The 26,307-nt window shown below is 56.7% G+C and carries 21 protein-coding genes, 1 tRNA gene and 1 pseudogene; 18 read left to right on the forward strand and 5 right to left on the reverse strand.

Going from position 1 to position 26,307, the window contains the following annotated elements:
- The first annotated feature begins 6 nt into the window (after positions 1 to 6).
- The 16 genes from wbpD to FBY21_RS29160 all read left to right on the forward strand — a co-directional run bounded on the left by wbpD (position 7) and on the right by FBY21_RS29160 (position 17,522).
- Entirely contained in the window at positions 7 to 591 is a 585-nt protein-coding gene (wbpD, locus tag FBY21_RS29085) for a UDP-2-acetamido-3-amino-2,3-dideoxy-D-glucuronate N-acetyltransferase (protein ID WP_142016081.1), read from the forward strand.
- Positions 588 to 1,679 carry a DegT/DnrJ/EryC1/StrS family aminotransferase gene (locus FBY21_RS29090; protein ID WP_142016085.1) on the forward strand — a complete coding sequence of 364 codons (1,092 nt, stop codon included), beginning with the start codon at positions 588 to 590 and terminating at the stop codon, positions 1,677 to 1,679. Before wbpD ends, FBY21_RS29090 begins: the two co-directional genes overlap by 4 nt.
- The gene (wecB, locus tag FBY21_RS29095; protein ID WP_142016090.1) at positions 1,676 to 2,755 is read left to right on the forward strand and encodes a non-hydrolyzing UDP-N-acetylglucosamine 2-epimerase; all 1,080 of its coding nucleotides are present in this window, start codon (positions 1,676 to 1,678) and stop codon (positions 2,753 to 2,755) included. Before FBY21_RS29090 ends, wecB begins: the two co-directional genes overlap by 4 nt.
- Before the next feature lie 399 nt (positions 2,756 to 3,154).
- A complete protein-coding gene (locus FBY21_RS29100; RefSeq protein ID WP_142016094.1) occupies positions 3,155 to 4,144 on the forward strand; it encodes an NAD-dependent epimerase/dehydratase family protein in 990 nt (329 codons plus the stop codon).
- 2 nt (positions 4,145 to 4,146) lie between these two features.
- The gene (locus FBY21_RS29105; protein WP_142016098.1) at positions 4,147 to 5,253 is read left to right on the forward strand and encodes a DegT/DnrJ/EryC1/StrS family aminotransferase; all 1,107 of its coding nucleotides are present in this window, start codon (positions 4,147 to 4,149) and stop codon (positions 5,251 to 5,253) included.
- Between the two features lie 8 nt (positions 5,254 to 5,261).
- A complete protein-coding gene (locus FBY21_RS29110) occupies positions 5,262 to 5,777 on the forward strand; it encodes an acyltransferase (RefSeq protein WP_142016101.1) in 516 nt (171 codons plus the stop codon).
- Positions 5,774 to 7,093: a glycosyltransferase gene (locus FBY21_RS29115; RefSeq protein WP_142016105.1), complete on the forward strand. Its 1,320-nt coding sequence runs from the start codon at positions 5,774 to 5,776 to the stop codon at positions 7,091 to 7,093. The genes FBY21_RS29110 and FBY21_RS29115 overlap by 4 nt, the downstream gene beginning before the upstream one ends.
- On the forward strand, positions 7,086 to 8,537 hold the full coding sequence (locus FBY21_RS29120) for an oligosaccharide flippase family protein (protein ID WP_142016109.1): 1,452 nt from the start codon (positions 7,086 to 7,088) through the stop codon (positions 8,535 to 8,537). The genes FBY21_RS29115 and FBY21_RS29120 overlap by 8 nt, the downstream gene beginning before the upstream one ends.
- Before the next feature lie 38 nt (positions 8,538 to 8,575).
- Positions 8,576 to 10,456 carry an asparagine synthase (glutamine-hydrolyzing) gene (gene asnB, locus FBY21_RS29125; protein WP_142016113.1) on the forward strand — a complete coding sequence of 627 codons (1,881 nt, stop codon included), beginning with the start codon at positions 8,576 to 8,578 and terminating at the stop codon, positions 10,454 to 10,456.
- A gap of 52 nt (positions 10,457 to 10,508) precedes the next feature.
- Positions 10,509 to 11,591: a glycosyltransferase family 4 protein gene (locus FBY21_RS29130; RefSeq protein WP_160158632.1), complete on the forward strand. Its 1,083-nt coding sequence runs from the start codon at positions 10,509 to 10,511 to the stop codon at positions 11,589 to 11,591.
- Entirely contained in the window at positions 11,591 to 12,316 is a 726-nt protein-coding gene (locus tag FBY21_RS29135; protein ID WP_142016120.1) for a glycosyltransferase family 2 protein, read from the forward strand. The genes FBY21_RS29130 and FBY21_RS29135 overlap by 1 nt, the downstream gene beginning before the upstream one ends.
- Positions 12,317 to 12,388: 72 nt before the next feature.
- Positions 12,389 to 13,135, forward strand: a complete 747-nt coding sequence (locus FBY21_RS29140; RefSeq protein WP_142016124.1) for a glycosyltransferase family 2 protein — start codon at positions 12,389 to 12,391, stop codon at positions 13,133 to 13,135.
- Positions 13,132 to 14,097: a UDP-glucose 4-epimerase family protein gene (locus FBY21_RS29145; RefSeq protein ID WP_142016127.1), complete on the forward strand. Its 966-nt coding sequence runs from the start codon at positions 13,132 to 13,134 to the stop codon at positions 14,095 to 14,097. Before FBY21_RS29140 ends, FBY21_RS29145 begins: the two co-directional genes overlap by 4 nt.
- Positions 14,094 to 15,113, forward strand: coding sequence for an MraY family glycosyltransferase (locus tag FBY21_RS29150; RefSeq protein WP_142016132.1), 1,020 nt, complete (start codon positions 14,094 to 14,096; stop codon positions 15,111 to 15,113). The genes FBY21_RS29145 and FBY21_RS29150 overlap by 4 nt, the downstream gene beginning before the upstream one ends.
- Positions 15,114 to 15,144: 31 nt before the next feature.
- Positions 15,145 to 17,145 (forward strand): polysaccharide biosynthesis protein, encoded by a 2,001-nt coding sequence (locus FBY21_RS29155; RefSeq protein WP_142016135.1) that lies wholly within the window; start codon positions 15,145 to 15,147, stop codon positions 17,143 to 17,145.
- A gap of 59 nt (positions 17,146 to 17,204) precedes the next feature.
- Positions 17,205 to 17,522 (forward strand): ComEA family DNA-binding protein, encoded by a 318-nt coding sequence (locus FBY21_RS29160; RefSeq protein WP_142016671.1) that lies wholly within the window; start codon positions 17,205 to 17,207, stop codon positions 17,520 to 17,522.
- Between the two features lie 134 nt (positions 17,523 to 17,656).
- On the opposite strand, the pseudogene FBY21_RS30410 reads toward FBY21_RS29160, so the two are convergent.
- The 3 genes and pseudogenes from FBY21_RS30410 to FBY21_RS29180 all read right to left on the reverse strand — a co-directional run bounded on the left by FBY21_RS30410 (position 17,657) and on the right by FBY21_RS29180 (position 20,470).
- Positions 17,657 to 18,812: pseudogene (locus FBY21_RS30410) on the reverse strand (IS3 family transposase).
- Between the two features lie 316 nt (positions 18,813 to 19,128).
- A tRNA-Asn gene (locus FBY21_RS29175) sits at positions 19,129 to 19,204 on the reverse strand.
- Positions 19,205 to 19,273: 69 nt separating this feature from the next.
- Complete coding sequence (locus FBY21_RS29180) at positions 19,274 to 20,470, reverse strand: amino acid aminotransferase (RefSeq protein ID WP_142016148.1); 1,197 nt, start codon at positions 20,468 to 20,470, stop codon at positions 19,274 to 19,276.
- Positions 20,471 to 20,656: 186 nt separating this feature from the next.
- Here FBY21_RS29180 and uvrB point away from each other — a divergent pair, with 186 nt between their 5' ends.
- A complete protein-coding gene (uvrB, locus tag FBY21_RS29185; RefSeq protein WP_142016151.1) occupies positions 20,657 to 22,672 on the forward strand; it encodes an excinuclease ABC subunit UvrB in 2,016 nt (671 codons plus the stop codon).
- Positions 22,673 to 22,679: 7 nt separating this feature from the next.
- Here uvrB and FBY21_RS29190 read toward each other — a convergent pair whose 3' ends face one another.
- Complete coding sequence (locus FBY21_RS29190) at positions 22,680 to 24,176, reverse strand: MDR family MFS transporter (protein WP_160480584.1); 1,497 nt, start codon at positions 24,174 to 24,176, stop codon at positions 22,680 to 22,682.
- 62 nt (positions 24,177 to 24,238) lie between these two features.
- Positions 24,239 to 25,276: an HlyD family secretion protein gene (locus FBY21_RS29195; RefSeq protein WP_044408700.1), complete on the reverse strand. Its 1,038-nt coding sequence runs from the start codon at positions 25,274 to 25,276 to the stop codon at positions 24,239 to 24,241.
- Between the two features lie 104 nt (positions 25,277 to 25,380).
- Here FBY21_RS29195 and FBY21_RS29200 point away from each other — a divergent pair, with 104 nt between their 5' ends.
- A complete protein-coding gene (locus tag FBY21_RS29200; RefSeq protein WP_044408697.1) occupies positions 25,381 to 26,304 on the forward strand; it encodes a LysR family transcriptional regulator in 924 nt (307 codons plus the stop codon).
- Positions 26,305 to 26,307 lie beyond the last annotated feature (3 nt).

Raw genomic sequence — 26,307 nt, forward strand, 5'->3', positions numbered from 1 at the left:
GTCGTGATGGCTTATCAGGTACACCCCAGCGCCATCGTCGACGACGGCGCGCAGATCGGCGAAGGCAGCCGCATCTGGCACTTCGTCCACATATGCGCAGGCGCGAGAATCGGCAAGGGATGCTCCCTGGGGCAGAATGTCTTCGTCGGCAACAAGGTGGTGATCGGTGACGATGTGAAGATCCAGAACAACGTCTCGGTCTACGACAATGTCACCCTCGAAGATGGCGTGTTCTGCGGGCCCAGCATGGTGTTCACCAACGTCTACAACCCGCGTTCGCTGATTGAGCGCAAGGCCGAATACCGCAGCACGTTGGTCGGCAAAGGTGCCACTCTCGGCGCCAACTGCACCATAGTCTGCGGCGTGACCATCGGCGCGTTCGCCTTCGTGGGAGCCGGCGCGGTAGTTAACAAAGACGTGGCGGCCTATGCACTGGTGGTCGGTGTACCAGGCCGGCAGATTGGTTGGATGAGCGAGTTCGGCGAGCAGTTGCCCCTGCCGCTGGAGGGTGAGGGCGTAGCGCAATGTGAGCACACCGGCGCGTGTTATCGCCTGCAAGGCAAGACGCTGAGCAAGGAACCAGCAGCATGATCGAATTCATTGACCTCAAGACGCAGCAGGCCCGCCTAAAAGAACGCATTGATGCGGGAATCCAGCGGGTGCTCGCACACGGGCAATACATCCTGGGGCCGGAAGTCGCGGAGCTGGAGGAAAGGCTCGCCGCCTTCGTGGGTGTGAAGCACTGCATCAGTGTGGCCAATGGCACCGACGCCCTGCAGATCGCCCTGATGGCCCTCGGTGTAGGTCCGGGTGATGAAGTGATCACTCCCGGCTTCACCTACATTGCCACTGCGGAAACTGTTGCGCTGCTCGGCGCGAAGCCGGTGTACGTGGATGTCGACCCGCGTACCTACAACCTCGATCCCGCGCTGCTCGAAGTCGCGATCAGTGGTCGCACCAAAGCCATTATCCCGGTTTCGTTGTACGGCCAGTGCGCCGACTTCGATGCCATCAACATCATCGCTGCCAGGCACGGCATCACCGTCATCGAAGATGGCGCCCAGAGCTTCGGTGCGACCTACAAGGGTCGCCGCTCCTGCAGCCTGAGCCGCATGGCCTGTACCAGCTTCTTCCCGAGCAAGCCGCTGGGCTGCTACGGTGACGGTGGGGCGATGTTTACCGACGACGACGAACTGGCCATCGTGTTGCGCCAGATCGCTCGCCATGGGCAGGACCGCCGCTACCACCACATTCGAGTGGGAGTGAACAGCCGGCTGGACACCCTGCAAGCCGCTATCCTGCTGCCCAAGCTGGAGATTTTCAGCGAGGAACTGGAACTGCGTCAGCGAGTGGCGGCCCGGTATGCAAGCCTGCTGGGTGAGATCGGCCTGGAGGCCCCGTATGTGGAGGCGCATAACAGCAGCGCCTGGGCGCAATACACGGTGCGCGTGAATGAACGTGACCATGTGCAGCAGCAATTGAAGGAGGCGGGGATGCCCACGGCCGTGCATTATCCGATCCCGCTGAATCGCCAGCCGGCGGTGGCTGATGAGGTGGCGCGCCTGCCTATTGGTGACCGTGTGGCCAATGAGGTCATGAGTCTGCCGATGCATCCGTATCTGGATGAAGCCTCCCAACAAACAATCATTAAGGCTCTAAACGCGAGCCTTTCCGTATGACGCACAAAATTGTCACCATCGTCGGAGCCCGTCCGCAATTCATAAAGGCGGCTGCGGTATCGCGCGAAATCCTCAAGCACCCCGACATGCTTGAAGAGATTGTGGTCCACACCGGTCAGCACCACGACCCTAACATGTCTCAGGTTTTCTTCGACGAACTGGAAATCCCTGTACCTAAGTACAACTTGGATATTTCCGGGGGAACTCACGGCGTCATGACGGGGCGGATGCTGGAGGGGATCGAAAAGATTCTAATCGACGAGAAGCCGAACTGGGTGCTGATTTACGGCGATACTAATTCGACCCTGGCCGGTGCACTGGCCGCCGCCAAGCTGCACATTCCGGTGGCTCACGTCGAGGCCGGCCTGCGCTCGTTCAATATGCGCATGCCGGAAGAGGTCAACCGAATTCTTTCCGATCGGATTTCGACACTTCTTTTCTGCCCAACTCAGACCGCTGTCGACAACCTCGCGCGTGAAGGCCTGACCCAAGGGGTGCACAACGTCGGCGACGTGATGTACGACGTGGCGCTTCACTATCGCGAGCGAGCGCTTGTCAATAGCCATGTGCTGGGGGCGCTAGAGCTGACAGAGAAGGCGTTTGCGCTTGCTACCTGCCATCGTGCTGAAAATACTGATGATCCCGTACGACTTGGGGGCATCATTTCCGCTTTGGCTGAAATTGCTGGCGACATTCCCGTTGTGTTTCCATTGCATCCTCGCACTAAAAAATTTCTTCAGCTTTACGGCCTTGAGCGCTACCTGTCTGACCTGATTGTGGTCGAACCTCTTCCATTTTTTGATATGGTCGCGCTTGAACAGGCCGCCAAGGTGATTCTGACTGACTCGGGAGGTGTACAGAAAGAGGCATTCTTCTATCAAGTGCCCTGCATTACGCTGCGTGATGAGACTGAGTGGGTGGAGACGGTCGAATTGGGCTGGAATCAGTTAGTAGGGGCTAATAAGTCTCGAATCAGCGACGCTTATGCGGGGCTCATCAAATCTACAGTGATGACTCATGAAATGCCATATGGGAACGGTTATGCCAGTCGCCTTATTCTTGAAAAGCTAATATGAAGGCCGGTGGCAAAAGAGGAGTACCTGTAATGTGGGAAATTATTCCACACATTGTTAACAGGGGCAGGTTGCAGGGGAAGAAGTGGTGTAGGCGGGTGATCTGATCGTTTTTCGAAAGTTTTGATCATTTTAAAAGCGGCGAAGGCTGAAATTGACCAAAATGTAGGGCTACTTCAGACCATCCATAAGTTTACTGGTGACTGATAAGGGCGCTTGTGCCTTAGCATAGTGCTTATGGGCTGAAAGCGCCTCGCTATCATACGTATTTAAAGGTAGACGTGCAGTATGCATGCGAGTGCCTAAGTCTTTAATGTCGATGGCCTTGTGTAATATACGGCGCGCGATTATGATTTTTAATTATCGAGACCTTCAAGTCTCGGCAAGCAAGGTGTTAATTAAATGATTGCTGGCAAGAAAATATTCATAACAGGCGGCGCTGGTTTTATTTCCAGTATGCTTATTTCTCGCTTGGCTGAGCAAAATCAGATTGTTGTATATGACAATTACACCCGAAACACGTTGAAGAGCACTGTCTACGACAAGCATCCCAATGTGCAGCAAATCCAAGGCGATGTGCTGGACTATGACTTGCTCAAGTCAGCAATGTCCGGCGCTCAACTGGTGGTGCATGCGGCCGCCATTGCCGGAATCGAGTCGACCGTTCGCAATCCAGTGACGACTATGCGGGTCAACATGATAGGGGCAGCCAATGCAATGCAGGCTGCGCAAGAGCTCGGAGGCGTAGAGCGATTTGTAGATTTCTCTACCTCCGAAGTGTTCGGCTCGCACGCTTTTAAGGTCGATGAAGGGCAGCAGACCGTTACTGGTGCAGTTGGCGAAGCTCGTTGGACATATGCGGTAAGCAAGCTTGCCGGTGAGCATTTGGCACATGCTTATCACAAGCAATATGGTCTTCCGACTGTCACTGTTCGTCCGTTCAACGTCTATGGTCCGGGGCAGACCGGAGAGGGTGCGCTGTCCATATTCGTGCGCAAAGCGCTCAATAACGAGGACCTTGTCATCTTTGGCGACGGTAGCCAGATTCGCGCTTGGTGCTTCGTTGATGACATGGTTGAAGGTGTTCTCTGTGCGCTTGAGCATCCTAACGCTGTGGGCGAGTCTTTCAACATTGGTAATGCGCGAGCTGTCACCACCATCTACGGGCTGGCTCAGGCGGTTTGCCGCGTGGTGAATAGCTCCTCGAAAATCGTATTCCGCGATGCTTTGTCTGCGGACATCGAGTTGCGCATTCCCAAGATCGGGAAAGCCAAAGATTTGATCGGCTTCGAAGCCAAGGTTGATCTAGAGGAGGGGCTCAAGCGCACCGCCACTTGGGTTGCTGCAAACGAAGCTAGCCTTCCGCAACTTTCCTCCCTGTTCAAGAGCTGAGTATGCTTAAGCTTTCCCAACCCAATATTGATGACGCTGCAATTGCAGCTGTCGTAGAAGTTTTGCGCTCTGGCCAATTGGTTCATGGTCAGGAGTGTGAGGCTTTCGAGAAAGAGCTTGCTGAGTATCTCGGTTGTGGTGATGTGATTCTTGTATCATCCGGCACTTCCGCACTTCATGTGGCATTGATGGCTCTTGATATTGGGGAGGGAGATGCTGTCATCGTTCCTGACTTCACATTTCCTGCTACGGCCAATGTCGTTGCATTGACAGGGGCCAAACCCGTTATTGTCGATGTCCTACCTGGAACCTATACGCTGGATAGGGACGCCCTCGAGTCCCTTGTTACTGGCTGGAGGGGCCCGGAGCGTTTGCGCGCAATCATGCCGGTGCATGAGTTTGGATGTCCGGCAGACATGACGTCGATAAATCGAATTGCAGAGGCTCATGGGTTGGCTGTGATTGAGGATGCGGCCTGTGCCTTGGGGGCAACCTATGCCGGTGGTAAGGCTGGCAATCTGGCTGATATCGGTTGTTTTTCTTTCCATCCCCGAAAAACGCTGACGACCGGGGAGGGGGGAGCTATTGCAACTCGTCATCCTGAATTGGCCACTCGTATGCGACGGTTACGCAATCATGGCATGGAACGAATTTCATCTGGCATGCAGTTTTTCGAACCAGCTACAAACTATCGTCTGACCAACTTTCAAGCTGCTCTTGGCCGCCAGCAGTTGCCTCATCTTGATGAGTGGATCCAGACTCGTCGTGATTTGGCAAAGGGCTACTTGAGTAACTTGGCTCCGCTTGTGAAGCAAGGGCTATTGACTTGTCCTGCTTGGGATGAGGGGCATAGTTGGCAGACCTTTATGGTAGTACTTAATCCTTCCTTCGTGCGCAGTGAGGTGATAGCCGCATTGCGTGAACACGGCGTGGAGTCCAACCTCGGAGCCCAGAGCTTGAGTGTGATTGGGATTTATGGCGATCAGGCAGGAAATTGCATAGTTGGACCACAACTGTATGCAAGCGGCTTGGCACTACCTTTATTCGAGCAGATGAGTACCGATGACGTCCAGAAGGTTTGTACTGCCTTGATTGCGGTTCTAGGTTGATCGTTGACATGGAATCATTGTTAAGTGGCCTCAAGAAGTTTTGGGTGTCACGTCGACGTGAGGTTCATGAGCGGTTCAAGCGTACGCTTCCGTTCGGAGACTACGTAGTCGACCGTTGGGAGAAGGCACGGGAGTTAGGGTTCGGTGAGGGGACTTCTGTCTATGACAGCAGTCTTATCCTGGGTGATGTGAAGGTTGGCGAGCACACCTGGATCGGGCCATTTACTGTTCTTGATGGATCTGGAGGAGGCTTGAGCATCGGCTCCCATTGCTCAATTTCTGCTGGTGTACAGATTTATACGCACGATACGGTCGAGCGCTCCCTGTCGGGAGGTCAGGCTCCCATTGAGTTGGCGCCCACTCTAATAGGCTCCAATTGCTATATCGGCCCTAATGCCGTCATTGTGAAAGGCGTGACCATTGGCGATGGTGTGGTCATAGGTGCAAATAGTCTGGTCTTGAAGGATATTCCATCTGGCTGCAAGGCATTCGGTACCCCATGCAGGGTGGTTGGGCGGGCGTGAGTAGTTTGAGCCATAAAAAAAAATTACATGTCTTCTTGGGGCCTGTGGAGATTGCCGGTATCGCTGAGGGGCTTGCCAGTGGGCTTAACGCGCTGGGTGCATCTGCGAGCGTAAGGCTTTCGATTCCTCACCCGTTCAATTATGGGCGTGATGTTCCTCCTTGGTTCTATCGGTTTTGGCGATATATCGGGGCGTTGCGTAATAGCACTCCCCGATCGCGCATAGTACGAAAGCTCGCTTTGGTGGCTGTGCACAGTCTTTGGAGTTGGTTGATTCTTGCTCGCGCAGCGTTCAAGTATGATGCCTTCATCTTTCTGTACGGCCAGACAATAACCAGCTCGTCATTCGAGCTCTGGTTGTTGAGCCGCCTGTCCAGAAAAATCATATTTATTTATGTCGGCAGCGATACCAGGCCTCCTTATATGGATGGTATGCACGCGTTTCCTGAAAGTGGTAGTGCGGCAGCAGTTCAACTTATGCGCCTGTCGCTGAGTAGCAAGAAAAGGCTGAGGTTACAGGAGCGTTATGCTGACTACCTGGTCAACTCGCCTTCCACTGCACATTTTCATGAGCGCCCATACATAAACTGGTTTTCCTTGGGAATCCCCAAGTTTATGCCAGTTGACCTGCCGCCCGCGGAGTGCTCCAGTTCAGGACGGATTCGCATTCTACACAGTCCATCCCATCCTGTTCTTAAAGGCACGGCCATTATTCTGGAAACCATTGATCGACTTATAAGCAAGGGGCACCCTATTGATCTGATCAAGATTGAAAAGATGCCCAATGAGGTTGTACTCAAGGAGCTTGCTACCTGCGATTTTGTGGTGGACCAGTTATATTCGGATACCCCTTTAGCTGTCTTCGCGACAGAGGCAGCTTTCTTTGGAAAGCCCGCCGTAGTTGGCGGCTACTTTTCCGAGCAGGTTGATTGTGTTTTGAGTGGGGCTGAATTGCCTCCAAGCCTATACATCGTTCCTGAGCAGCTGGAAGCCGCTATAGAGCGACTCATCGTCGATGCACCCTTTCGTAAAGCACTCGGTGAGCGCGCCAGGCGTTTTGTCAGTGAGCGATGGAGTTCTTCTGCTGTGGCTACGCGCTATTTGCGTCTACTGAATGATGATGTGCCTGAAGAGTGGTGGCTGTCTCCTGGGAACGTGCAATATTTTCAAGGGTGTGGGCTTTCCCAGGCGAGCGTTGCTCACAGGGTTGCGTTGCTGTTAGAGCATTTCGGTGCAGAAGCATTACAGGTCACGGATAAGCCCTTGCTGGAGCAAGGCTTGATAGCTTTTTCAGCATCGATACCCGCCAATGCTTAAGGCCGCGCTGCGCGACAGTCTGGTATATGGCCTGGCATCGCTTCTATCGAAGGGGCTGGCAATATTCCTTCTTCCCCTTTACACACGGGTTTTATCCCCCGGTGACTATGGCGCCTATGATCTTCTGGTAACCCTGGGCGCCTTGGCCAATCTTGTAGTCGCGCTTGAGGTATCACAAGGGCTGGCCCGCCATTGGGCCGATACTCGTGAGCCTCATGAGCGACGTCGGCTCGCCAGTACGACATTCTGGTTCACTGCCATGATGTATGGTGTTTTTCTGACAGCTGGAGAGGTTTTTGCGCCCTGGTTGAACCGTTGGCTCATAGGGAATGAACACTATTTGACGTCATTCAGGATTGCCATTGGTTTCATTGCGGTCAATGGTATTTTCTACCTGCTGCTCAATCAGTTTCGTTGGGAGTTACGTAGCAAGTCGTATGCATTGGTCAGTTTTCTTTTTGCTTCAGGTACGTTGATTTTTTCCGTTATTTTTTGCTTGTTGTTCGATCTGGCTTTGAGCGGTGTCATTCTTGCGCAACTGGTTTCAGCGGGTGGCGCTACTCTTTTGAGCCTGTGGTTGTTGCGTGGAACGTTCGGTTTGTTGTTCGACCGTGGCCTCCTGAAAGCCATGCTGACGTTTTCCATACCCTTGGTGCCGGCCGGCGTTGCCGTTTTTGTAAGCCTCTATATCAATCGTTTTTTCCTGGGCTACTTTGGAACGCTGGACGATATAGGTATTTTCGGCATTGGCAACCGAATCGCGGGTCTGATTTCCTTGCTGGTACTGGGGGTGCAGGCGGCTCTTACTCCTCTGATATATCAGCACTTCAAAGAGCCTGAAACGCCTCGGCAGATAGCCAGGCTGTTCTCTTGGTTCTTTGCCTTGTCATTGAGCAGTTGTCTTTTTCTTGGTTTGTTTGCAAAAGAATTGTTGATTCTATTCGCGTCCCCAGACTATCTGGGCGCTGCTCCGTTGGTGATGCTGTTGGCGCCGGCACTCTTGCTGTCACAGATGTATATATTTGCTCCGGGCATTGCCATCGCGAAGAAAACACGTTGGCAACTTTGGATTACCCTGGGTGCAGCATTGGTCGGGCTTGCCGCAAACTGGCTTCTTGTCCCACCGTTAGGGGCTTTGGGTGCAGCATTGGCAACCTTGCTGTCTTCGGCCGTCTTCTTCCTGGCTTGGCTGATGGTCAGCCAAACCCTTTATTCAGTTCCCTACGCTTCGTACTCGAGCTTGGCATCGGTGCTGGTGTTTATTCTTTGTGCGTTTCTTGGCAGATACATCGATCACTCCGAGAGCGGCCTGTGGACGGCGTTGCTGCTCAAGCTCTTGCTGTTCGTTGGCTTGCTCATTGCCATGGTCGTGACTCGACTTCTATCATTTTCCGACATTCATTCATTGGCCATTCGACTGCGACGACTTTTAATGCGTGCATAGGCGCGGAGCGAGTGCAGGCCATAGGGAACATATAAACCATGTGCGGTATTGCTGGTGGCTGGTGGGCGAATGCTTCAGGTCTGGATGAGGGTTTTTCTCAGGCGCTGTGGTCTATGCGTCGCCGAGGACCCAATGACAGTGGCCATATGCTGTATGCCCTTGAACGCGGCACCTTTGGTCTCGGACATACGCGTCTTTCGATCATCGACCTCACCGCCGGGGGGCATCAGCCGATGCACACGCCGGACGGCAGTGCATCGATCGTGTTCAATGGTGAGATATATAACTATCGCGAGTTGCGGGCGGAGCTTTCCGCATGTGGCCATGTTTTTGTCTCCAACTCCGATACGGAAGTGCTTCTAGCTGCTTGGCGGCAGTGGGGGCGTTCGTGTTTGACGCGATTGGTTGGCATGTTTGCGTTCGCTGTATATGAAAAACGTTCAGGAAAGCTGACTTGCGTTCGTGATGCGTTCGGCATCAAGCCATTTTTCTATACCTCCACCCCTGAGAGCTTTGCCTTCGCCTCGGAAATTTCGGCCGTTAAGGCGCTGACTGGGCGTCGTATGGGGCTGGACTTGCAACGTGCCTACGACTATCTGGTCCACAACGACTACGACAGCAATGCACGTACTTTCGTTGACGGGGTATTGCAGCTCGAGCCTGGTCACCTCTTGGAGTTCGATTTCTCTTCAGGCGCTCTTGCCTCCCCGAAACGCTGGTGGCTGCCTTCTGTCACAGAGCGAACTGACCTGAGCTTTGACCAGGCGGCGGAGCGTTTCCGCGAGGAGTTCCTTCAGAGCATCAGGCTTCATCTGCGCAGCGATGTTCCGCTCGGGGCCGCCCTTTCTGGAGGGCTTGATTCCTCTGCCGTTGTTTGCGCCATGCGGCATGTCGAGCCCGATCTACCTATCAATACGTTCAGCTACATTGCCAAGGGCACCCCGCTCTCAGAAGAGCAGTGGGTTGACCATATCAATCAGTATGTCGGTGCTACGGCTCATAAGATCACGGTGAGCCAGGACGAGTTGGCAAGTGACCTGGACGACATGATTCGTACCCAGGGAGAGCCTTTCGGAAGCACGAGTATTTACGCCCAGTACCGTGTCTTCCGATCGGCGATGGAGAATGAAGTAACAGTCACGCTGGATGGGCAAGGCGCAGACGAGATGCTGGCCGGATACGAGGGCTATCCGGGGCACCGCGTGAGAAGCATGCTGGAGCGAGGGGAGTACGGACGGGCCTGGAGCTTCCTCGCAAGCTGGACACGGTGGCCAGGCCGCTCCTGGGGGATGGGCATCAAGCAGGTTATGGGCGAGATCGCTCCAGACTACCTGTATGAGAGTCTCCGTAGCCTAAAAGGATCTAGCGGTACTCCGCAGTGGATCAACGCCAGATATCTAGCAGAACAAGGAGTTCTTACAAAATACCCGCGCCAGCAGGCTGGTGGTGCAATAGCGGGGCGTCGTTTGGCTGGTGAGTTGGCGCTTGCTTTGACGAAGAAAGGGCTTCCTGCCTTGCTGCGTCATGGTGATCGAAACTCCATGCGTTTCTCAGTGGAAAGCCGGGTTCCGTTTCTAACCCCAGACCTTGCTCAGTCCTTGCTCTCGTTGCCCGAGGAATACCTTATTTCTCCTCAAGGAGAAACAAAGAGGTTATTGCGTGCCGCATTGCGCGGTATCGTCCCTGACGAGGTCTTGGATCGTCGCGACAAAATAGGTTTTGCAACGCCTGAACGGCAATGGCTGTTGCCAATGGCAGACACTATTCGTGGTTGGTTGAGCGAAGACCTTGAGTTGCCATTCCTAGATCAGATGCAACTGAGGAAAGCATTCGAATCCATTGTTGCTGGGCAGCAGCCATATACTCCGCAGGTGTGGCGTTGGATCAATTTCTGCCGATGGTATTCTCTAGGTCAGTAATCATGAGTGCACTGACTGGCGCTCTGCTTGACTCGTATTGGAGCCTGTTTTAGTGAAGATTGCATATTTGGTTTTTCATGATGCCACCTCTAATGATGGGGTGATAAAGAAGGTGGCATCACAAATAAAGGCCTGGAGAGGGCAAGGGCACGATGTCGAGGTTTTTTGTACAACCCCTCGGCTTGGTGAGTCCATATTGTCTGGGCGACAGTATTTGCGAAAAGGTGATTTCTCCTCGGCTCTGAGGCAGAATGAATCACTTCTAGATGATGTAAGAGAGTTCTCTCCTGATGTTGTCTATTTTCGGTATATAAGCTTTAGTTGTACGTTGCATAAAATTCTCAATGATTATATTTGTGTGACTGAGTTAAACTCACATGATGTAAATGAGTTTCGCCTTTTGGCCCGCCTTGAGCGAACGTTGCGTTCTCGCTTGCGTTATTATGTCTACCGTTTTTTCAGGGGGCTCATTCTTTCTCGCGTCCGAGGGATGGTTAGCGTTACGCGCGAGCTTGCTGCTTCGCCTGATTTTTCGAAGTACTCTAAACCGATATTCGTTGTTCCAAACAGCATTGATCTGGAGCAATATGAGCCCATGAAGGATCTTGGGCCAGGACGTATCGGCCTGTTCTTCATTGGGACGCCAGGCCAGCCTTGGCACGGGGTTGAGCATATCGAACGCTTGGCTGAGGCGCTGCCTGAGTTTGATTTCAATGTGGTGGGTTATTCAGGTGTGGATAGATCTAATCTGTTCTTTCATGGTTATCTTGGTGTCGAGCGATACCGAGAGATCATGAGGCGAAGTCATATCTGCATTGGTTCTCTTTCTCTTTATAAAAATGGAATGCAGGAAGCTTGTCCCCTGAAAGTCAGAGAGTACATTGCCGCAGGTTTTCCAGTGTTCATCGGGTATTCTGATACTGCGTTCTTGGATTGTAGCCCGGCTTGGGTCTTGCAGGCCGACATGCAAGGTGAGCTTGTTGAGGTAAGGGATGCGTTACGTGCGTTTTGCCTTGAGAATCGTGACTACGTTGTGCCACCGGAGTCTGCGAAAAAATTTGTGGGTAGTGATGTTCTCGAAATGCAGCGGATTTCCTTTCTAGAGGATGTTCTTCGAAGAGAGCGTTCAGCGTAATGATCAGCGTATGCCTAGCCTCTTACAATGGAGAGGCTTATATCTCTGAGCAGGTGTCTTCTATCCTCGCGCAGTTATCGCCTGAGGACGAAGTCATTGTCTCGGATGATGGGTCGAGTGACGGTACTCTTGAAAAGATCCATGGATTCAATGACCCCCGGATCAGGTTGCTACAAGGGCCTCGTCAGGGGTTGATCGCCAACTTCCAGAATGCGCTTCTCCACGCACAAGGGGACATTATAATTCTTTCTGATCAGGATGATGTTTGGCTTCCAGGGCGACTGGAAAGTGTCGTGTCCTACCTTCGAGACCATGATCTTGTCGTGTGCGACTGTACCGTTGTCGACCGTGATCTAGGCTTGATCGCTCCCTCATTCTATTTGCTTAATAACTCCGGCCCTGGGTTGCTGAAGAATCTGGTTAGCAACTCTTATCAAGGCTGCTGCATGGCATTCCGAAAGCGCATTCTCGAACTGGCGCTGCCATTTCCTGTCAACATTCCTATGCATGACTGGTGGTTGGGGCTCGTGGCGGAATTGTATGGACGCGTTTATTTTTTTCAGCAACCGGGCCTGCTTTACAGGCGTCACGATGCCAATCAGTCCAGCACGGCTCAAATTTCTACAATAGACCTGTCCACACGCATCCGATGGCGGCTTGGTTTGATCGTCGCTCTGATTTCGCGCGCGCCGGCTGCTTTTCGGGCCAGGCGGGAGCGAAGCTAGAGTGCATTGTTCTTGGAGGTTTGCTTGAAGCTATATGTTTGTATTGTGTCCCATGGGCATGCGGATCTCGTTATGGATTCATTGCCCGCGTTCTTGGGGCTCAATTCAATAGCCGTATGTGTAGTCGATAACCTTGGGGAAGCGGCTCTTAGAGGGTACTGCGAGAATCATTCAATTTTGTACGCGTCGCCTTTGGACGCGCCTTGCGGTTTTGGTGCCAATAATAACCGTGGTTTTCGTCTCTTGGCGGAGCATTTCTCCGTGCGGGATGAAGACTATTTCATCTGCTGCAACCCCGATGTGAAGATCAGCAGGGACGGACTACTGTTGTTGCACGAGGAGCTCTTGCTCTACAGGCCTTCATTGGCGTCCATAAGTCTATTTCGAAACCCTGAGATGTCGGAGCTTGATCCTAGCGTTCGCTTCTTTCCCCGGCTTTCTGATTATGTTGCTCGCTTTCTCAAGATCGGGCGTGGCTCGTTGATCAATCGAGAGATTTATGACTCTCCGGTTTATTGTGACTGGGCGGCTGGCTCTTTTCTCATCATAAAACCTGCGCTCTATACTGCGTTGCGCGGATTCGATGAGCGCTATTTCATGTACTTCGAGGATGTAGACCTTTGCTTGAGGGCTCGCAGGCGTGATTCAGTCCGTTTGCTTTATTTGCCGAAGGTCAAGGCCATTCATACCGGTGCGTTTCAGAACCGACATTTGTTCTCCAAGCACTTCAGCTGGTATTTGCGTAGTCTGCTCAGGTATTTGTTCCGGTTCTATTTTGCCGGGGCCATCCCCAAGCGTCAGATAGAGGGAGTTCAATGACGCGTTGTTTGGTTACGGGCGCAAATGGCTTCGTCGGGAGTGCGTTGATGTCTCGGCTCGTGTCTGAAGGGCGTTTCGCCGCACGAGCCGTAGTTCGAGAGGCCAAGGTTGCAGCGTGCCGCTTTTCGGATGTAAGGGGCGTCGCGGATCTGGGGCCCGATACAGGGTGGACTGAGCTGCTTCAAGGCGTTGATGTCGTTGTGCATTGTGCTGCACGAGTGCACGTCATGGGGGAGTCTGGTGACCAGTCCGAGAAGATGTTTGATCGAGTTAACGTCCAGGGCAGTCTCAATCTGGCCAAGCAGGCTGCTGCCATGGGGGTTCGCCGTTTCATTTTTATCAGCTCGATCAAGGTCAACGGCGAACAGACCCGAGCCAATTGCCCGTTTACTGCGGACGACCTGCCTGCGCCAGGCGATGCTTACGCGCGGTCCAAATTGTTGGCGGAGGAGGGGCTGCAGAGACTTGCACGCGAAACCGGGATGGAGCTCGTTATTATTAGGCCTCCTCTCGTATATGGCCCCGGCGTCGGGGCCAACTTTCTGACACTGATGCGCTGGCTGCAGAAAGGGCTCCCATTGCCGTTGGGGAGGGTTGATAATTCGCGTAGCCTTGTCGCCGTGTTCAATCTGGTTGATTTGATCATCCGGTGTATTGACCACCCCGGCGCAAAGGGCGAGACCTTCCTTGTCAGCGATGACGATGACATGTCTACAACTACACTGCTTTTCCGACTGGGCGAGGCCCTCGGTGAACCAGCACGTCTGATTCCGATACCCGCGAAATTGATTATGTGGGCTGCGACGATTCTGGGTCGACGGGGCATGGCGCAGCGCTTGTGCGATTCTCTTCAGGTCGATATCCAAAAAACAAAGCGCCTGCTCGAGTGGGCGCCTCCCTGCAAGGTTCAGGATGCCCTGAACGAAACTGCTAAGCATCTTATCGAACAGCGGGTTTCATGACTTTTCTGCTCCTTCTCCCTTTTCTGACCCTGGCAGCCTTCCTGCTGACGGGGGTCATGCGTCGATACGCGCTTTCCCGCAGCCTCATGGATGTTCCGAACGAAAGGAGCTCGCATAAGTTGCCAACTCCGCGGGGCGGAGGGGCAGCCGTTGTGTTCTGTTTTCTTCTCTCCCTGTGCGCTCTTCTAGTGGCGGGCTTGATCGAGTGGCCAATTTTTGTCGCCTTCATGGGTGCTGGAGCCAGCACAGCTCTATTGGGCTTTCTCGATGATCATGGTCACATTGCGGCTAGGTGGCGGCTGCTTGGACACTTTGCGGCGGCGGCGTGGGCGCTGTTCTGGCTGGGAGGATTTCCGCCCCTGATCATTATGTGGGTAGAGTTCGACCTGGGCTGGATCGGCCATCTGCTAGCGGTTTTCTACCTCGTATGGATGTTGAATCTATACAACTTCATGGATGGTATCGATGGCATCGCTAGTGTAGAGGCTGTCTGTGCATGTGCCGGGGGGGCGCTACTGATGTGGTTTGCCGCGTCACCGACGCTTCCAGTCCTGCCGCTTTGCGTTGCCTTCTCGGTCGTTGGTTTTTTGTTTTGGAACTTCCCCCCTGCACGGATATTCATGGGGGATGCGGGCAGTGGTTTTCTAGGCATCATACTCGGATTGCTGACGATCCAGGCAGCATGGCTGGATATGCATTTCTTCTGGGGGTGGTTGATCCTTCTCGGCGTCTTCATCTCGGACGCGACCTTTACGCTGATTCGCCGGCTGCTGAACGGCGAGAAGCCTTATGAGGCTCACCGAAGCCACGCTTACCAATATGCTTCCCGTCTCTATGGGCGTCACCTGCCCGTAACGCTGGCAGTGGTCATCATCAACGTCATCTGGCTATTGCCTCTGGCTTTGCTGGTCGGTACCGGTAACTTGAACGAACTTGTAGGGTTGGTACTGGCTTACGCACCTCTGGTTCTGTTGTGCATCAGGTATCGAGCAGGTGTAAAGGAGGGAAGTGCGTGATGGTTATTTTTAGTCCTGTTTGGGAGGGCTCATGGCGCTTCTAGATATGCGAGTGCGTCTCTTGGGGCTCTCTCGCCAGCGTAAGCGGGCCATGCAGGTAGTCGTTGATATTTTGCTTATCTGGGCGGCCCTCTGGTTGTCATTTGCCATCAGGTTGGGCTCCGAGGGGTTCATCAACCCCTTTGCAGACTATTCCTGGCTATTTCTAATCGCCCCTTTCACAGCTGTTCCTCTCTTTATCAATTTCGGCCTTTACCGCGCTGTACTTCGTTATTTTGGCTCCAACGCATTACTCACGATATTCAATGCGGTCAGCCTATCCACGCTTATCTTGGCGGTGGTTATCTACCTGATTCGTCCAGATGAGTTGATGCCACGCTCAGTCATCTTCATCTATTGGTGGCTTTGTCTATGCTTTATCGGTGGCCTGCGCCTGCTCATGCGTCAGTATTTCGCCGGAAGCCTCTTCTCGGACTTCTCCTTACTTTCGGATGATCGTCTGCCCAGAGTGGCGATCTATGGTGCGGGTTCAGCAGGAAATCAGTTGGCAGCTGCACTGCGCATGGGCAAGGCGATGCGCCCCGTTGCTTTCATCGATGATGACGAGAGTCTGGCGGATCGCGTCATTGATGGTCTCAAGGTATACAAGCCAGCAAACATTCCATCGATGATTTCGCAGACCGCTACTCGCGAGGTACTTCTCGCCATCCCATCTGCTACTCGTCAGCGCCGCCGCGAGATTATTGCGTCGTTGGAGCGTTACCCAGTTCATGTCCGCACTGTTCCTGGATTCATGGATCTAGCCAGTGGTCGTGTCAGTGTCAGTGACCTGCAAGAAGTGGATATCGCCGATTTGCTTGGGCGTGACTCGGTCCCTCCCCGAGCTGACTTGTTCGAGCGCTGTATTCGTGGCCGGATAGTGATAGTCACTGGTGCAGGTGGTTCTATTGGCTCCGAGCTCTGTCGGCAGATTCTCAACTGTAATCCCGAGACGTTGATTCTTTTCGAGCACAGCGAATTCAACCTCTACAGCATCCACTCGGAGCTGGAGCGACGTGTTCGCTCTCATAGCCTGCCTGTGCGTTTGTTGCCGATTCTGGGCTCGATACGTAACAGCGATCGGTTGCTGGATGTGATGCGCACATGGAAAGTGGATACCGTCTACCATGCGGCCGCCTATAAGCATGTCCCCCTTGTTGAGCACAACATTGCGGAGGGTGTACTCAATAACGTTATCGGTAGCCTGAACACCGCTCAGGCTGCTATCCAGGCCGGAGTTGAGCACTTCGTTCTGATTTCAACTGATAAAGCCGTGCGTCCAACCAACGTAATGGGCAGCACCAAGCGCTTGGCCGAGATGGTGTTGCAGGCCTTGAGTCGTGAGGCGGCGCCTGTACTGCTCGTACAGAAGGCCGGAGTAAACCAGGTCAACAAGACCCGCTTCACCATGGTCCGTTTCGGTAACGTGCTGGGGTCGTCCGGCTCGGTGATTCCGCTGTTTCGTGAGCAAATCAAGCGGGGCGGCCCGGTCACCGTTACTCACCCCAGTATCACTCGCTACTTCATGACTATCCCGGAGGCTGCTCAGCTTGTCATCCAGGCCGGCTCGATGGGGCAGGGTGGGGATGTCTTCGTATTGGACATGGGGCAGCCCGTCAAGATTGCCGAGTTGGCGGAAAAGATGATCCATCTCTCGGGGCTCAGCGTTCGTAGTGAAGACAATCCAAATGGTGATATCGCTATCGAGTTCACAGGACTGCGTCCGGGCGAGAAGCTGTACGAAGAGTTGCTGATTGGCGAGAACGTCAGTCCGACCGATCACCCGATGATCATGAGGGCGAATGAAGAGCATCTGCCTTGGGAGGCTTTCAAGACTGTCATTGAGCGCCTGCTTGAAGCGGTTGAACAGGACGATTACAAGACGGTGCGCCAGATCCTACGTGAGACTGTAAACGGATACTCTCCCGATGAGGAAATCGTTGACTGGATCCATCAACAGCGTGGAATTGAGCCGCCTCTCTCCAGGGGCTAGCTTGGCTCGGCGGGTTTAGGAGTACCGCACCTCAAGCTAGTCACATGGAGATTTAAGTGATGATCCTCGTACGGATTCTTTCCCTGTTGTTCGTCTTCCTCGGTTTTACCGGGTTCGCCATTGCTGCGGAGACGCCATCCAAGAGCGAGCCGACGAAGGTTGCTACCGAGCAGGTCGTAAAAAAGGTGGATATCAACAAGGCCGATGCTGCTGCGTTGCAGGGGGCGATGGTCGGAGTTGGTGAGTTGAAGGCCAAGGCAATCGTGGAGTATCGCGAAGCCAATGGTGCATTCTCATCCGTAGACGATCTGCTGCAGGTCAAGGGAATTGGCGCCAAGACTCTTGAGGCGAACCGCGACAGGCTTAGCGTCGAGTAAGTGCTGAGGCCTAAAATAAGGAAGCCGGTTTGATAGCCGGCTTTTTTGTGCCCCGTCCTCATTAAGGTTTACATCTTCGCCCTTATTTCAAAATAGCTCTGATTTGGTCTGTCCCGGGACTGGTGGACAGGTAGTTAAGAGCTACTGCTCGCATTTCGCCGCTCAAACTCCATCGGACTGAGATAGCCCAACGTCGAGTGGCGACGGCGGTGATTGTAAAAGCGGATGTAGTCGAACAGGTCGGTTTTCGCCTCCTGGTAACTGGCGTAGCGAGTCAGGTACACCCGCTCAGCCTTCAGCGAACGGAAGAAGCTCTCCATCGCGGCGTTGTCCCAGCAGTTCCCCGGACGTGAATGGCTGGGCACGATTCGATGTCGCCGAAGCAAGGCCTGGTAGTCGTACGCGCAGTATTGGCTGCCACGATCCGAGTGCAGCAGCACTTCTTTTTTCGGCTGTCGACGTGCAACGGCCATCTCCAGCGCGGCATGTACCAAAGCCTGCTGCATGCGGTGGTGCATCGCCCAACCGACGACAGCGCGTGAATAGAGATCGAGCACGACGGCCAGATATAGCCAGCCTTGGGCCGTCCGCACGTAGGTCATGTCCGAGACCCAGTACCGATTGGCGCGATCCGAGGCAAGCTGGCGATCCAGATGGTTCGGGGCAATCGGCAGAGCATGACGACTGCTGGAAACTAACCGCCAGCGCTTGCGCGAACGAACGCGCAGACCGGCTTTGCGCATCAGTCGAGCAACCCGGTGTCGACCACACGCATGCCCCATGGCTACCAACTCGGCTTGATTCGGTGATGGCCATAGATCCCATTCACCTCATGGTGGATGGTGCGGATCTCCTTGCTCAGACGCCGATTCGCCATCTCTCTCGCCGAAGGTGGTCGCTGCTGCCATGCATAGAAGCCGCTGCGGGATACCCGCAGCAGCCGACACATTGGCGCTACGGGATAGCGACCGGCCAACGCCTCGATGGCGCGGAACTTCACTTCGTGGGCTGCGAGAAGATGGCGAGCGCCTTTTTTAAAACATCGCGCTCCATGGTGACCTGAGCCAGTTGCTGGCGTAGACGACGCAGTTCCGCGCTCTCGCCTCGCTGCTTGCCGTTGCCCGGAAAGGCATCGTCACCTTGCTGCTCGTACTGGCGCTTCCATTTGCCCAACAGGCTTTCAGCGATGCCCAGCGTCTCGGCTACATGACGAAGCGGCGTGCCTGCAAGTACCTAGTCTACCGCCTCGCGTTTGAAGGATTCGGGAAAACGTCGTCTGGTCTGGGTCATGAACACTCCTTGCGGTGGACATTATCCACCTAAAGTCAGTGTCCACTCAGCGCGGGACAGACCACACTGACCTCGGACACGCGCGCCGTATGGTGCGCGAAGCCGTCGATATCTATAACCGGGAACGGGCACTCACCTGGCCCTGAAATACAAAACGCCCGATGCGGTCCAACGGGCGTTTTGAGGTCTGGAACTTGGCCTGAAAGGTGTAAACCTATTTCAGGACTAGACACGTACTTCGTAGGGTAATGCGAGGCTGGTACGAATCGGGTGCATAAACGAAAAGCCCTCGGCACATACCGAAGGCTTTTGAGTTTGGCTCCGCGACCTGGACTCGAACCAGGGACCCAATGATTAACAGTCATTTGCTCTACCGACTGAGCTATCGCGGAACAACGGTGCGTATCTTACTGATTAGAAAGGAGAAGTCAAGCACCTGGCTTGAGCTTCTCCTGCCTTGCTCAGAGCACTTGGGTGATGGCGTGGGTGATGCTGTCCAGGTTGCTGCCGTTCAGTGCAGCTACGCAGATGCGACCTGTGCTGACGGCGTATATGCCGAACTCGTTCTTCAGGCGCTCGACCTGCTCGGCGGTAAGGCCGGAGTAGGAGAACATGCCGCGCTGGCGAGCAACGAAGCTGAAGTCGCGCTTGGCGCCTTGGGTGGCGAGTTGCTCGACCATGGCGAGGCGCATGCTGTGGATGCGGCTACGCATCTCGGCGAGTTCAGCTTCCCACATGGCGCGCAGTTCATTGCTGTTCAGCACGCTGGCTACCACGGTGGCGCCGTGGGTTGGTGGGTTGGAGTAGTTGGTGCGGATGACGCGCTTGACCTGGGACAGGACCCGGCCGGCCTCTTCCTTCGAGCTGGTGACGACAGATAGCGCGCCAACACGTTCACCGTACAGCGAGAACGACTTGGAGAAGGAACTGGACACGAAGAACTGCAGCCCGGATTCGGCGAACAGGCGGACAGCGAAGGCGTCTTCGTCGATACCTGCACCAAAACCCTGGTAGGCGATGTCCAAGAACGGAACGTGCTCGCGCTCGCGCAGGACTTCCAGTACCGCCTTCCAGTCATCCAATTCCAGGTCGACGCCGGTCGGGTTGTGGCAGCAGGCGTGGAGGACCACGATGGAGCGTGCGGGCAGGGCTTTCAGGTCTTCCAGCAGGCCGGCGCGGTTTACGCCATGGGTAGCGGCATCGTAGTAGCGGTAGTTCTGGACCGGGAAGCCGGCGGACTCGAACAGCGCGCGGTGGTTTTCCCAGCTCGGATCGCTGATGGCCACAACTGCGTCGGGTAGCAGGCGCTTGAGGAAGTCTGCGCCGGTTTTCAGCGCGCCGGTGCCGCCTACAGCCTGGGTCGTGACGACACGGCCTTCAGCCAGCAGTTGGGAGTCGGCGCCGAAGAGCAGCTTTTGCACGGCCTGGTCATAGGCGGCAATGCCTTCGATCGGCAGGTAGCCGCGGGGTGCATGGGCTTCGATGCGGGCTTTTTCGGCTTCGGCTACGGCGCGGAGCAGGGGGATACGGCCTTGCTCGTTGTAGTAGACGCCTACGCCGAGGTTCACCTTCGTGGGGCGGGTATCGGCGTTGAATGCTTCGTTAAGGCCCAGGATCGGGTCGCGTGGGGCCATTTCGACAGCAGAAAACAGACTCATGATGCGGCTGCTCGAGGAGAGGGAAGGGGAGGGGGCCTGAGCAACCCCGAGCGTCTGCATTGGGGTTGCGCAATCGGGCCGGTATTATAGCGGTCACGGTCGCCAGGGGCGACATCAAACGCCCGCTTTTCGCCAGTTTTGACGCCCTCTGCGCGAGGGGGTCACACCGCAAGTCCGAGGATCGCCATGTCAAACTTTCAGCTCGTCACGCGTTTCCAGCCCGCCGGCGACCAGCCCGAGGCCATCCGTCAGATGGTGGAGGGCCTGGAAGCGGGCCTTTCGCACCAGACTCTGCTGGGCGTGACCGGCTCCGGCAAGACCTTCAGCATCGCCAATGTGATCGCCCAGGTGCAGCGGCCCACCCTGGTTCTGGCGCCCAACAAGACCTTGGCAGCCCAGCTTTACGGTGAGTTCAAGGCCTTTTTTCCGAACAATTCCGTCGAGTACTTCGTCTCGTACTACGACTATTACCAGCCTGAGGCCTACGTCCCGTCCTCGGACACCTACATCGAGAAGGACGCCTCGATCAACGACCACATCGAGCAGATGCGCCTCTCGGCGACCAAGGCGTTGCTGGAGCGCCCGGATGCGATCATCGTGGCCACCGTGTCCTCGATCTATGGCCTGGGTGACCCCGCGTCCTATCTGAAGATGGTGCTGCACCTGGACCGTGGGGACCGCATCGACCAACGCGCCTTGCTTCGGCGCCTGGCGGACCTGCAGTACACCCGCAACGACATGGATTTCGCCCGCGCCACCTTCCGGGTGCGCGGTGATGTGATCGACATCTTCCCCGCCGAGTCCGACCTGGAGGCCATTCGCGTTGAGCTGTTCGACGACGAGGTCGAGAGCCTTTCCGCGTTCGACCCGCTCACCGGCGAGGTGATCCGCAAGCTGCCCCGCTTCACCTTCTACCCCAAGAGCCACTACGTCACGCCGCGCGAGACGCTGCTCGAGGCGGTAGAGAAGATCAAGGAGGAGCTCAAGGAGCGGCTGGAGCAGTTGCGTGGCGCCAACAAGCTGCTGGAGGCCCAGCGACTGGAGCAGCGCACCCGCTTCGACCTGGAGATGATTCTCGAACTGGGCTACTGCAACGGCATCGAGAACTACTCCCGCTACCTGTCCGGACGTGATCCCGGGCAGGCACCGCCCACCCTGTATGACTACCTCCCGCCGAATGCCCTGCTGGTGATCGACGAATCCCACGTCACCGTCCCGCAGATCGGCGCCATGTACAAAGGCGACCGTTCCCGCAAGGAAACCCTGGTGGAGTACGGCTTCCGCCTGCCGTCCGCCCTGGACAACCGTCCGATGCGCTTCGATGAATGGGAACTGATGGCGCCGCAGACCATCTTCGTCTCGGCCACGCCGGGGCCTTACGAGGGTGAACATGCCGGTCGCGTGGTCGAGCAGGTGGTGCGCCCCACCGGCCTGGTGGACCCTGAAATCGAAGTGCGGCCGGCCGCGACCCAGGTAGACGATCTGCTCTCGGAGATCCGCAAGCGTGTCGCGCTGGACCAGCGCGTCCTGGTCACAACCCTGACCAAGCGAATGGCGGAGGACCTCACCGACTACCTGGGGGATCACGACGTTCGCGTGCGCTACCTGCACTCCGACATCGACACCGTCGAGCGGGTCGAGATTATCCGCGACCTGCGCACCGGCGCCTTTGATGTCCTGGTGGGGATCAACCTGTTGCGCGAGGGCCTGGACATGCCCGAGGTCTCGCTGGTAGCCATCCTGGACGCGGACAAGGAGGGCTTCCTGCGTTCGGAGCGCTCATTGATCCAGACCATTGGCCGCGCCGCGCGGAACCTGCACGGCCGGGCGATCCTCTATGCCGACAACGTCACGGGATCGATGCAGCGGGCAATCGACGAGACCGAGCGTCGCCGTGCCAAGCAGATCGCCTTCAACGAGGCTCACGGCATCGTGCCCAGGGGCGTCCAGAAGGACATCAAGGACATCCTCGAAGGCGCGACCGTACCGGGGGCGCGCAGCAACAAACGCAAAGCCCAGGCCAAGGCGGCCGAAGAGAGTGCCCGCTACGAGGCCGAACTGCGCTCGCCCAGCGAGATCAACAAGCGCATCCGGCAGATGGAAGAGAAGATGTTCCAGCTCGCCCGCGATCTGGAGTTCGAGGCCGCTGCGCAGCTGCGGGACGAAATCCAGAAGCTGCGCGACCTGCTGCTGAAGGTCTGATCGGGGATCAGTGGGCAGCAGCGCCGGCCCCGCTGCCACCGGCCGGCAGGCTGCGGGTCAGCAGCACGGCAATCATGCTGACCCCGAGGGCGATGCCGATGAAATGGAAGGCATCGTTGTACGCCATGATTGCCGCCTGCTGGTGGGCGATCTCGCTCAGCTTGCCCAGCGCCGCCTGATCGCTGCCGAGCTTCTCCGAAAGCAGGGCGAGGCGTTCTGCGACCTGGGGATTGCTGGGCACCAGGGATTCACGCAGGTAGTCGAAGTAGACCTTGGCGCGGCTGTCCAGCAGCGTGGCCAGCAGGGCGATGCCGATAGCGCCGCCCAGGTTGCGCAGGATGTTGAACAGGCTGGAAGCCGAGCCGGCATCCTGGGGCAGGATGTAGGCGGTGGCGATCAGCGAAATGGTCACCATCACCAGGGGCTGGCCCAGGGCACGAATGATCTGGATATGGTTGAACTGCGGGCCGGCAAAGTCCGGATTGAGGACGCCCGAGGCGAAGCTGGCCGCGCCGAACAGCCCAAAGCCGATGGCGCACAGCAGCTTCGGCGAAATGATCTTCATCAGCTTGGGCACCAGCGGGATCAGGAACAGCTGGGGCACGCCCATCCACATGATCACCTCGCCGATCTGCAGGGCGTTGTAGCCCTGGATCTGCGCCAGGTAGAGCGGCAGCACATAAATGGAGCCATAGAGCCCCACGCCCAGGCCCAGGCTGGAGATGCTGCTGAGCCCGAAATTGCGGTTGGCCAGGATGCCCAGGTTGATCAGCGGGTTTGGGCGTGAGAGCTGCAGGATGACGAACAGCACCAGGCTCACCAGGGCGATGCTGCCCAGGCCGACGATCAGGTTCGATTCCAGCCAGTCCTTGCGATGCCCCTCTTCGAGGAATACCTGCAGGCAGCCCAGCCCCATGCCGAGGGTGACGATGCCGGCGTAGTCCGTGCGCTTGAGCAGTTCCCAGTGGGGCGCCTTCTTCTCCAGGCCGTACATCAGGCCGGCGATCATCAGCAGGCCCGGGGGCACGTTGATGTAGAAGATGTATTCCCAGCCGAAGTTCTCGGTGAGCCAGCCCCCCAGCGTCGGACCGATGGAAGGCGCGAAGGTGGCGGTGATGGCGAACAGCGCCATGCCCTTGGCGCGGTGGTGTTCCGGCAGCTTGATCAGCGTGAGGGTGAAGGCCAGGGGGATCAGTGCCCCGCCGGTGAAGCCCTGCATGGCACGGAAGACGATCATGCTCTCCAGGTTCCAGGCCAGGGAGCAGAGCAGCGAGGAAGCGAGGAAGCCCAGGGAAACCCACACGGCCAGACGGCGTGCCGAAAGCAGCTGCACCAGCCAGGCGGTGAGGGGAATCATGATGATCTCGGCCACCAGGTAGGAGGTGGAGATCCACGAGCCTTCTTCCAACGTGGCCGACAGCGCGCCTTGGATGTCTTTGAGCGAAGAGTTGGTGATCTGGATGTCCAGCACCGCCATGAAGGCGCCGAGCATGGCGCTCATCACGGCGATCCAGTCTCGTCGGCTGGGTTCGCCGGTGGGGCGCAGCAGCGCGTCAGCGGCCACGGTCATTCATCCCGCTGGATGGAGACCTTCACCAGCACCGACATGCCGGGGCGGATGCGGCCTTTCAGGGGGCTTTCGCGGTCGAAGGTGATCTTCACCGGGATGCGCTGCACCACCTTGGTGAAGTTGCCGGTGGCATTGTCCGGCGGCAGCAGGCTGAACTGCGCGCCGGAGGCGGCGAACAGGCTGTCCACGCGGCCTTCGATCGGCGTGCTGGGGAAGCTGTCGAACACCAGTTCCACCTTCTGGCCCGGCTGCATGTGTTCGATCTGGGTTTCCTTGAAGTTGGCCTGCACCCAGATGTCCTGGTCCGGTACCAGGGACATCAGGTGGGCACCCACCTGCACGTACTGGCCGTTGCGTGCCGCGCGCTGGCCGACGAAGCCGTCGATGGGGGCGCGGATCTCGGTGCGTGCCAGGTTCAGTTCGGCCTGGGCGATGTCCGCCCGGGCGGTGGCGATCTGTGCCTCGAGGCGCTTGATGTCGGCGCGCAGGGCGTCGGTCTGCACGCGCTGGGCCTTGAGGTCGGCTTCGGCCTTGGCCAGTTGCGAGCGGGCGACGCGGGAGTCGGCCGAGAGGGTGGTGACGCGCTCTTCCGACACGTAGCCGGGCTTGCGCAAGGTCTGGGCGCGGGACAAGTCGATCTGGGTGCGGCCCAGGGTGGCCTGGCTCGCGGAGACATCCGCCTCGCTGGCGGCGATCAGGCTGGACTGCTGGGTGAGTTTGCTCTGGGCCTGGGCCAGTTCGGCCTCGCGGGTCGCCAGGGTGGCCTGGGCACGCTCCAGGGCGACGCGGAAGTCTGCCGACTCCAGGCGCACCAGCAGGTCCCCTTTCTTGACGGCCTGGTTGTCCCCCACCAGCACCTCTTCTATACGCGCGCCCAACTGACTCGAGACCCGGGTGATTTCGCCCTGGACATAGGCATTGTCCGTGCTCTCCAGGAAGCGGCCGATCAGCAGCCAATGCGCGAAGAAACCACCGGCCACCAGCACCAACAGCGTCAGGAAGATGAACAGGCGGCGTTTCAACGGGGCAGGCATGGGCAGACTCGAATCTGTGATCAAAGACGCGGGAATCTAGCACTGTTCCAGTCAGGCAAGTAGCCAGTACACTTCGTAAACTTTGTTGCTTATGGGGAACAATAATGGGGCTGGATGATGCGCTGATCTTCACCCGTGTCGTGGAGTTGCACAGTTTTACCCAGGCGGCACACAGCCTGGGCATGCAGAAGTCCACGGTGAGCCGGCGCATCGCACTGCTGGAGGAGCGGCTTGGGGTGCGCCTGCTCAACCGCACCACCCGCAAGCTGCGGCTCACGGAAGTGGGGCAGGCGTACTACGACCGGTGCCGCCAGATCATGCTCGACTTCGCCGAGGCCGAGCAGGCAGTGATGCAGCTGCAGCAGGCACCGTCCGGATTGTTGCGTATCACGGCCCCCATCGAGTTCGGCCAGATGTTCCTCGGCCGGGTGCTCGGGCAATTCATGAGCCAGTACCCGCAGATCACCGCCCAGGTGGAGCTCACCTCCCGGGAAGTGGACCCGCTGGAGGAGGGGGTGGACATCGCCATCCTGGTGGGCCAGCCGCAGGACTCGAGCCTGATCGCCCGCAAGTTGTTCGAGGCCGGACGACGCCTATGCGCCAGCCCGGCCTACCTGGCGGCCCATGGCGTGCCGCGTACGGCCGAAGACCTGGCCCAGCACCGCGCCGTGCTCCTGCCCATCGACTCCCAGCGTTACTGGCCGCTGCTGGATACGTCCGTGCCCTGCCAACGGGTGCTGCACTGCAACAACATCACCTTCGCCCGCGAGGCGGTGCTGGGGGGCGCGGGCATTGCCTCGCTGCCGCTGATGATCACCGAGCAGGCGGTGCGCCGTGGGGAGCTGGTCGAGCTGTTGCCTGGGATTCCACTGCCCAGTGGCGAGATCTACGCCGTCTACCCCTCGCGGCGATTCCAGGCGATGAAGGTCAAGGCCTTCCTGGATTTCCTCATGGCCCGGTTGGCCATGGAGGAGGAGGCCGCGTGGCTGGAGCCCGCCGGCTCGCGCCTGCTAACATCGCGCCCTTGACCG

The sequence above is a fragment of the Pseudomonas sp. SLBN-26 genome, from assembly GCF_006715895.1.
GTDB classification, from domain to species: domain Bacteria; phylum Pseudomonadota; class Gammaproteobacteria; order Pseudomonadales; family Pseudomonadaceae; genus Metapseudomonas; species Metapseudomonas otitidis.

Excerpts from the sequence above, each read along its gene's own strand:
- FBY21_RS29140 (WP_142016124.1), top strand. The coding sequence starts at position 12,389 with ATGGATTCATTGCCCGCGTTCTTGGGGCTCAATTCAATAGCCGTATGT.
- FBY21_RS29100 (WP_142016094.1), top strand. The coding sequence starts at position 3,155 with ATGATTGCTGGCAAGAAAATATTCATAACAGGCGGCGCTGGTTTTATT.
- FBY21_RS29195 (WP_044408700.1), bottom strand. The coding sequence starts at position 25,276 with ATGCCTGCCCCGTTGAAACGCCGCCTGTTCATCTTCCTGACGCTGTTG.
- wecB (WP_142016090.1), top strand. The coding sequence starts at position 1,676 with ATGACGCACAAAATTGTCACCATCGTCGGAGCCCGTCCGCAATTCATA.
- uvrB (WP_142016151.1), top strand. The coding sequence starts at position 20,657 with ATGTCAAACTTTCAGCTCGTCACGCGTTTCCAGCCCGCCGGCGACCAG.
- FBY21_RS29180 (WP_142016148.1), bottom strand. The coding sequence starts at position 20,470 with ATGAGTCTGTTTTCTGCTGTCGAAATGGCCCCACGCGACCCGATCCTG.
- FBY21_RS29150 (WP_142016132.1), top strand. The coding sequence starts at position 14,094 with ATGACTTTTCTGCTCCTTCTCCCTTTTCTGACCCTGGCAGCCTTCCTG.
- FBY21_RS29120 (WP_142016109.1), top strand. The coding sequence starts at position 7,086 with ATGCTTAAGGCCGCGCTGCGCGACAGTCTGGTATATGGCCTGGCATCG.
- FBY21_RS29105 (WP_142016098.1), top strand. The coding sequence starts at position 4,147 with ATGCTTAAGCTTTCCCAACCCAATATTGATGACGCTGCAATTGCAGCT.
- FBY21_RS29135 (WP_142016120.1), top strand. The coding sequence starts at position 11,591 with ATGATCAGCGTATGCCTAGCCTCTTACAATGGAGAGGCTTATATCTCT.
- FBY21_RS29090 (WP_142016085.1), top strand. The coding sequence starts at position 588 with ATGATCGAATTCATTGACCTCAAGACGCAGCAGGCCCGCCTAAAAGAA.
- asnB (WP_142016113.1), top strand. The coding sequence starts at position 8,576 with ATGTGCGGTATTGCTGGTGGCTGGTGGGCGAATGCTTCAGGTCTGGAT.
- FBY21_RS29200 (WP_044408697.1), top strand. The coding sequence starts at position 25,381 with ATGGGGCTGGATGATGCGCTGATCTTCACCCGTGTCGTGGAGTTGCAC.
- FBY21_RS29160 (WP_142016671.1), top strand. The coding sequence starts at position 17,205 with ATGATCCTCGTACGGATTCTTTCCCTGTTGTTCGTCTTCCTCGGTTTT.
- wbpD (WP_142016081.1), top strand. The coding sequence starts at position 7 with ATGGCTTATCAGGTACACCCCAGCGCCATCGTCGACGACGGCGCGCAG.
- FBY21_RS29110 (WP_142016101.1), top strand. The coding sequence starts at position 5,262 with ATGGAATCATTGTTAAGTGGCCTCAAGAAGTTTTGGGTGTCACGTCGA.
- FBY21_RS29155 (WP_142016135.1), top strand. The coding sequence starts at position 15,145 with ATGGCGCTTCTAGATATGCGAGTGCGTCTCTTGGGGCTCTCTCGCCAG.
- FBY21_RS29145 (WP_142016127.1), top strand. The coding sequence starts at position 13,132 with ATGACGCGTTGTTTGGTTACGGGCGCAAATGGCTTCGTCGGGAGTGCG.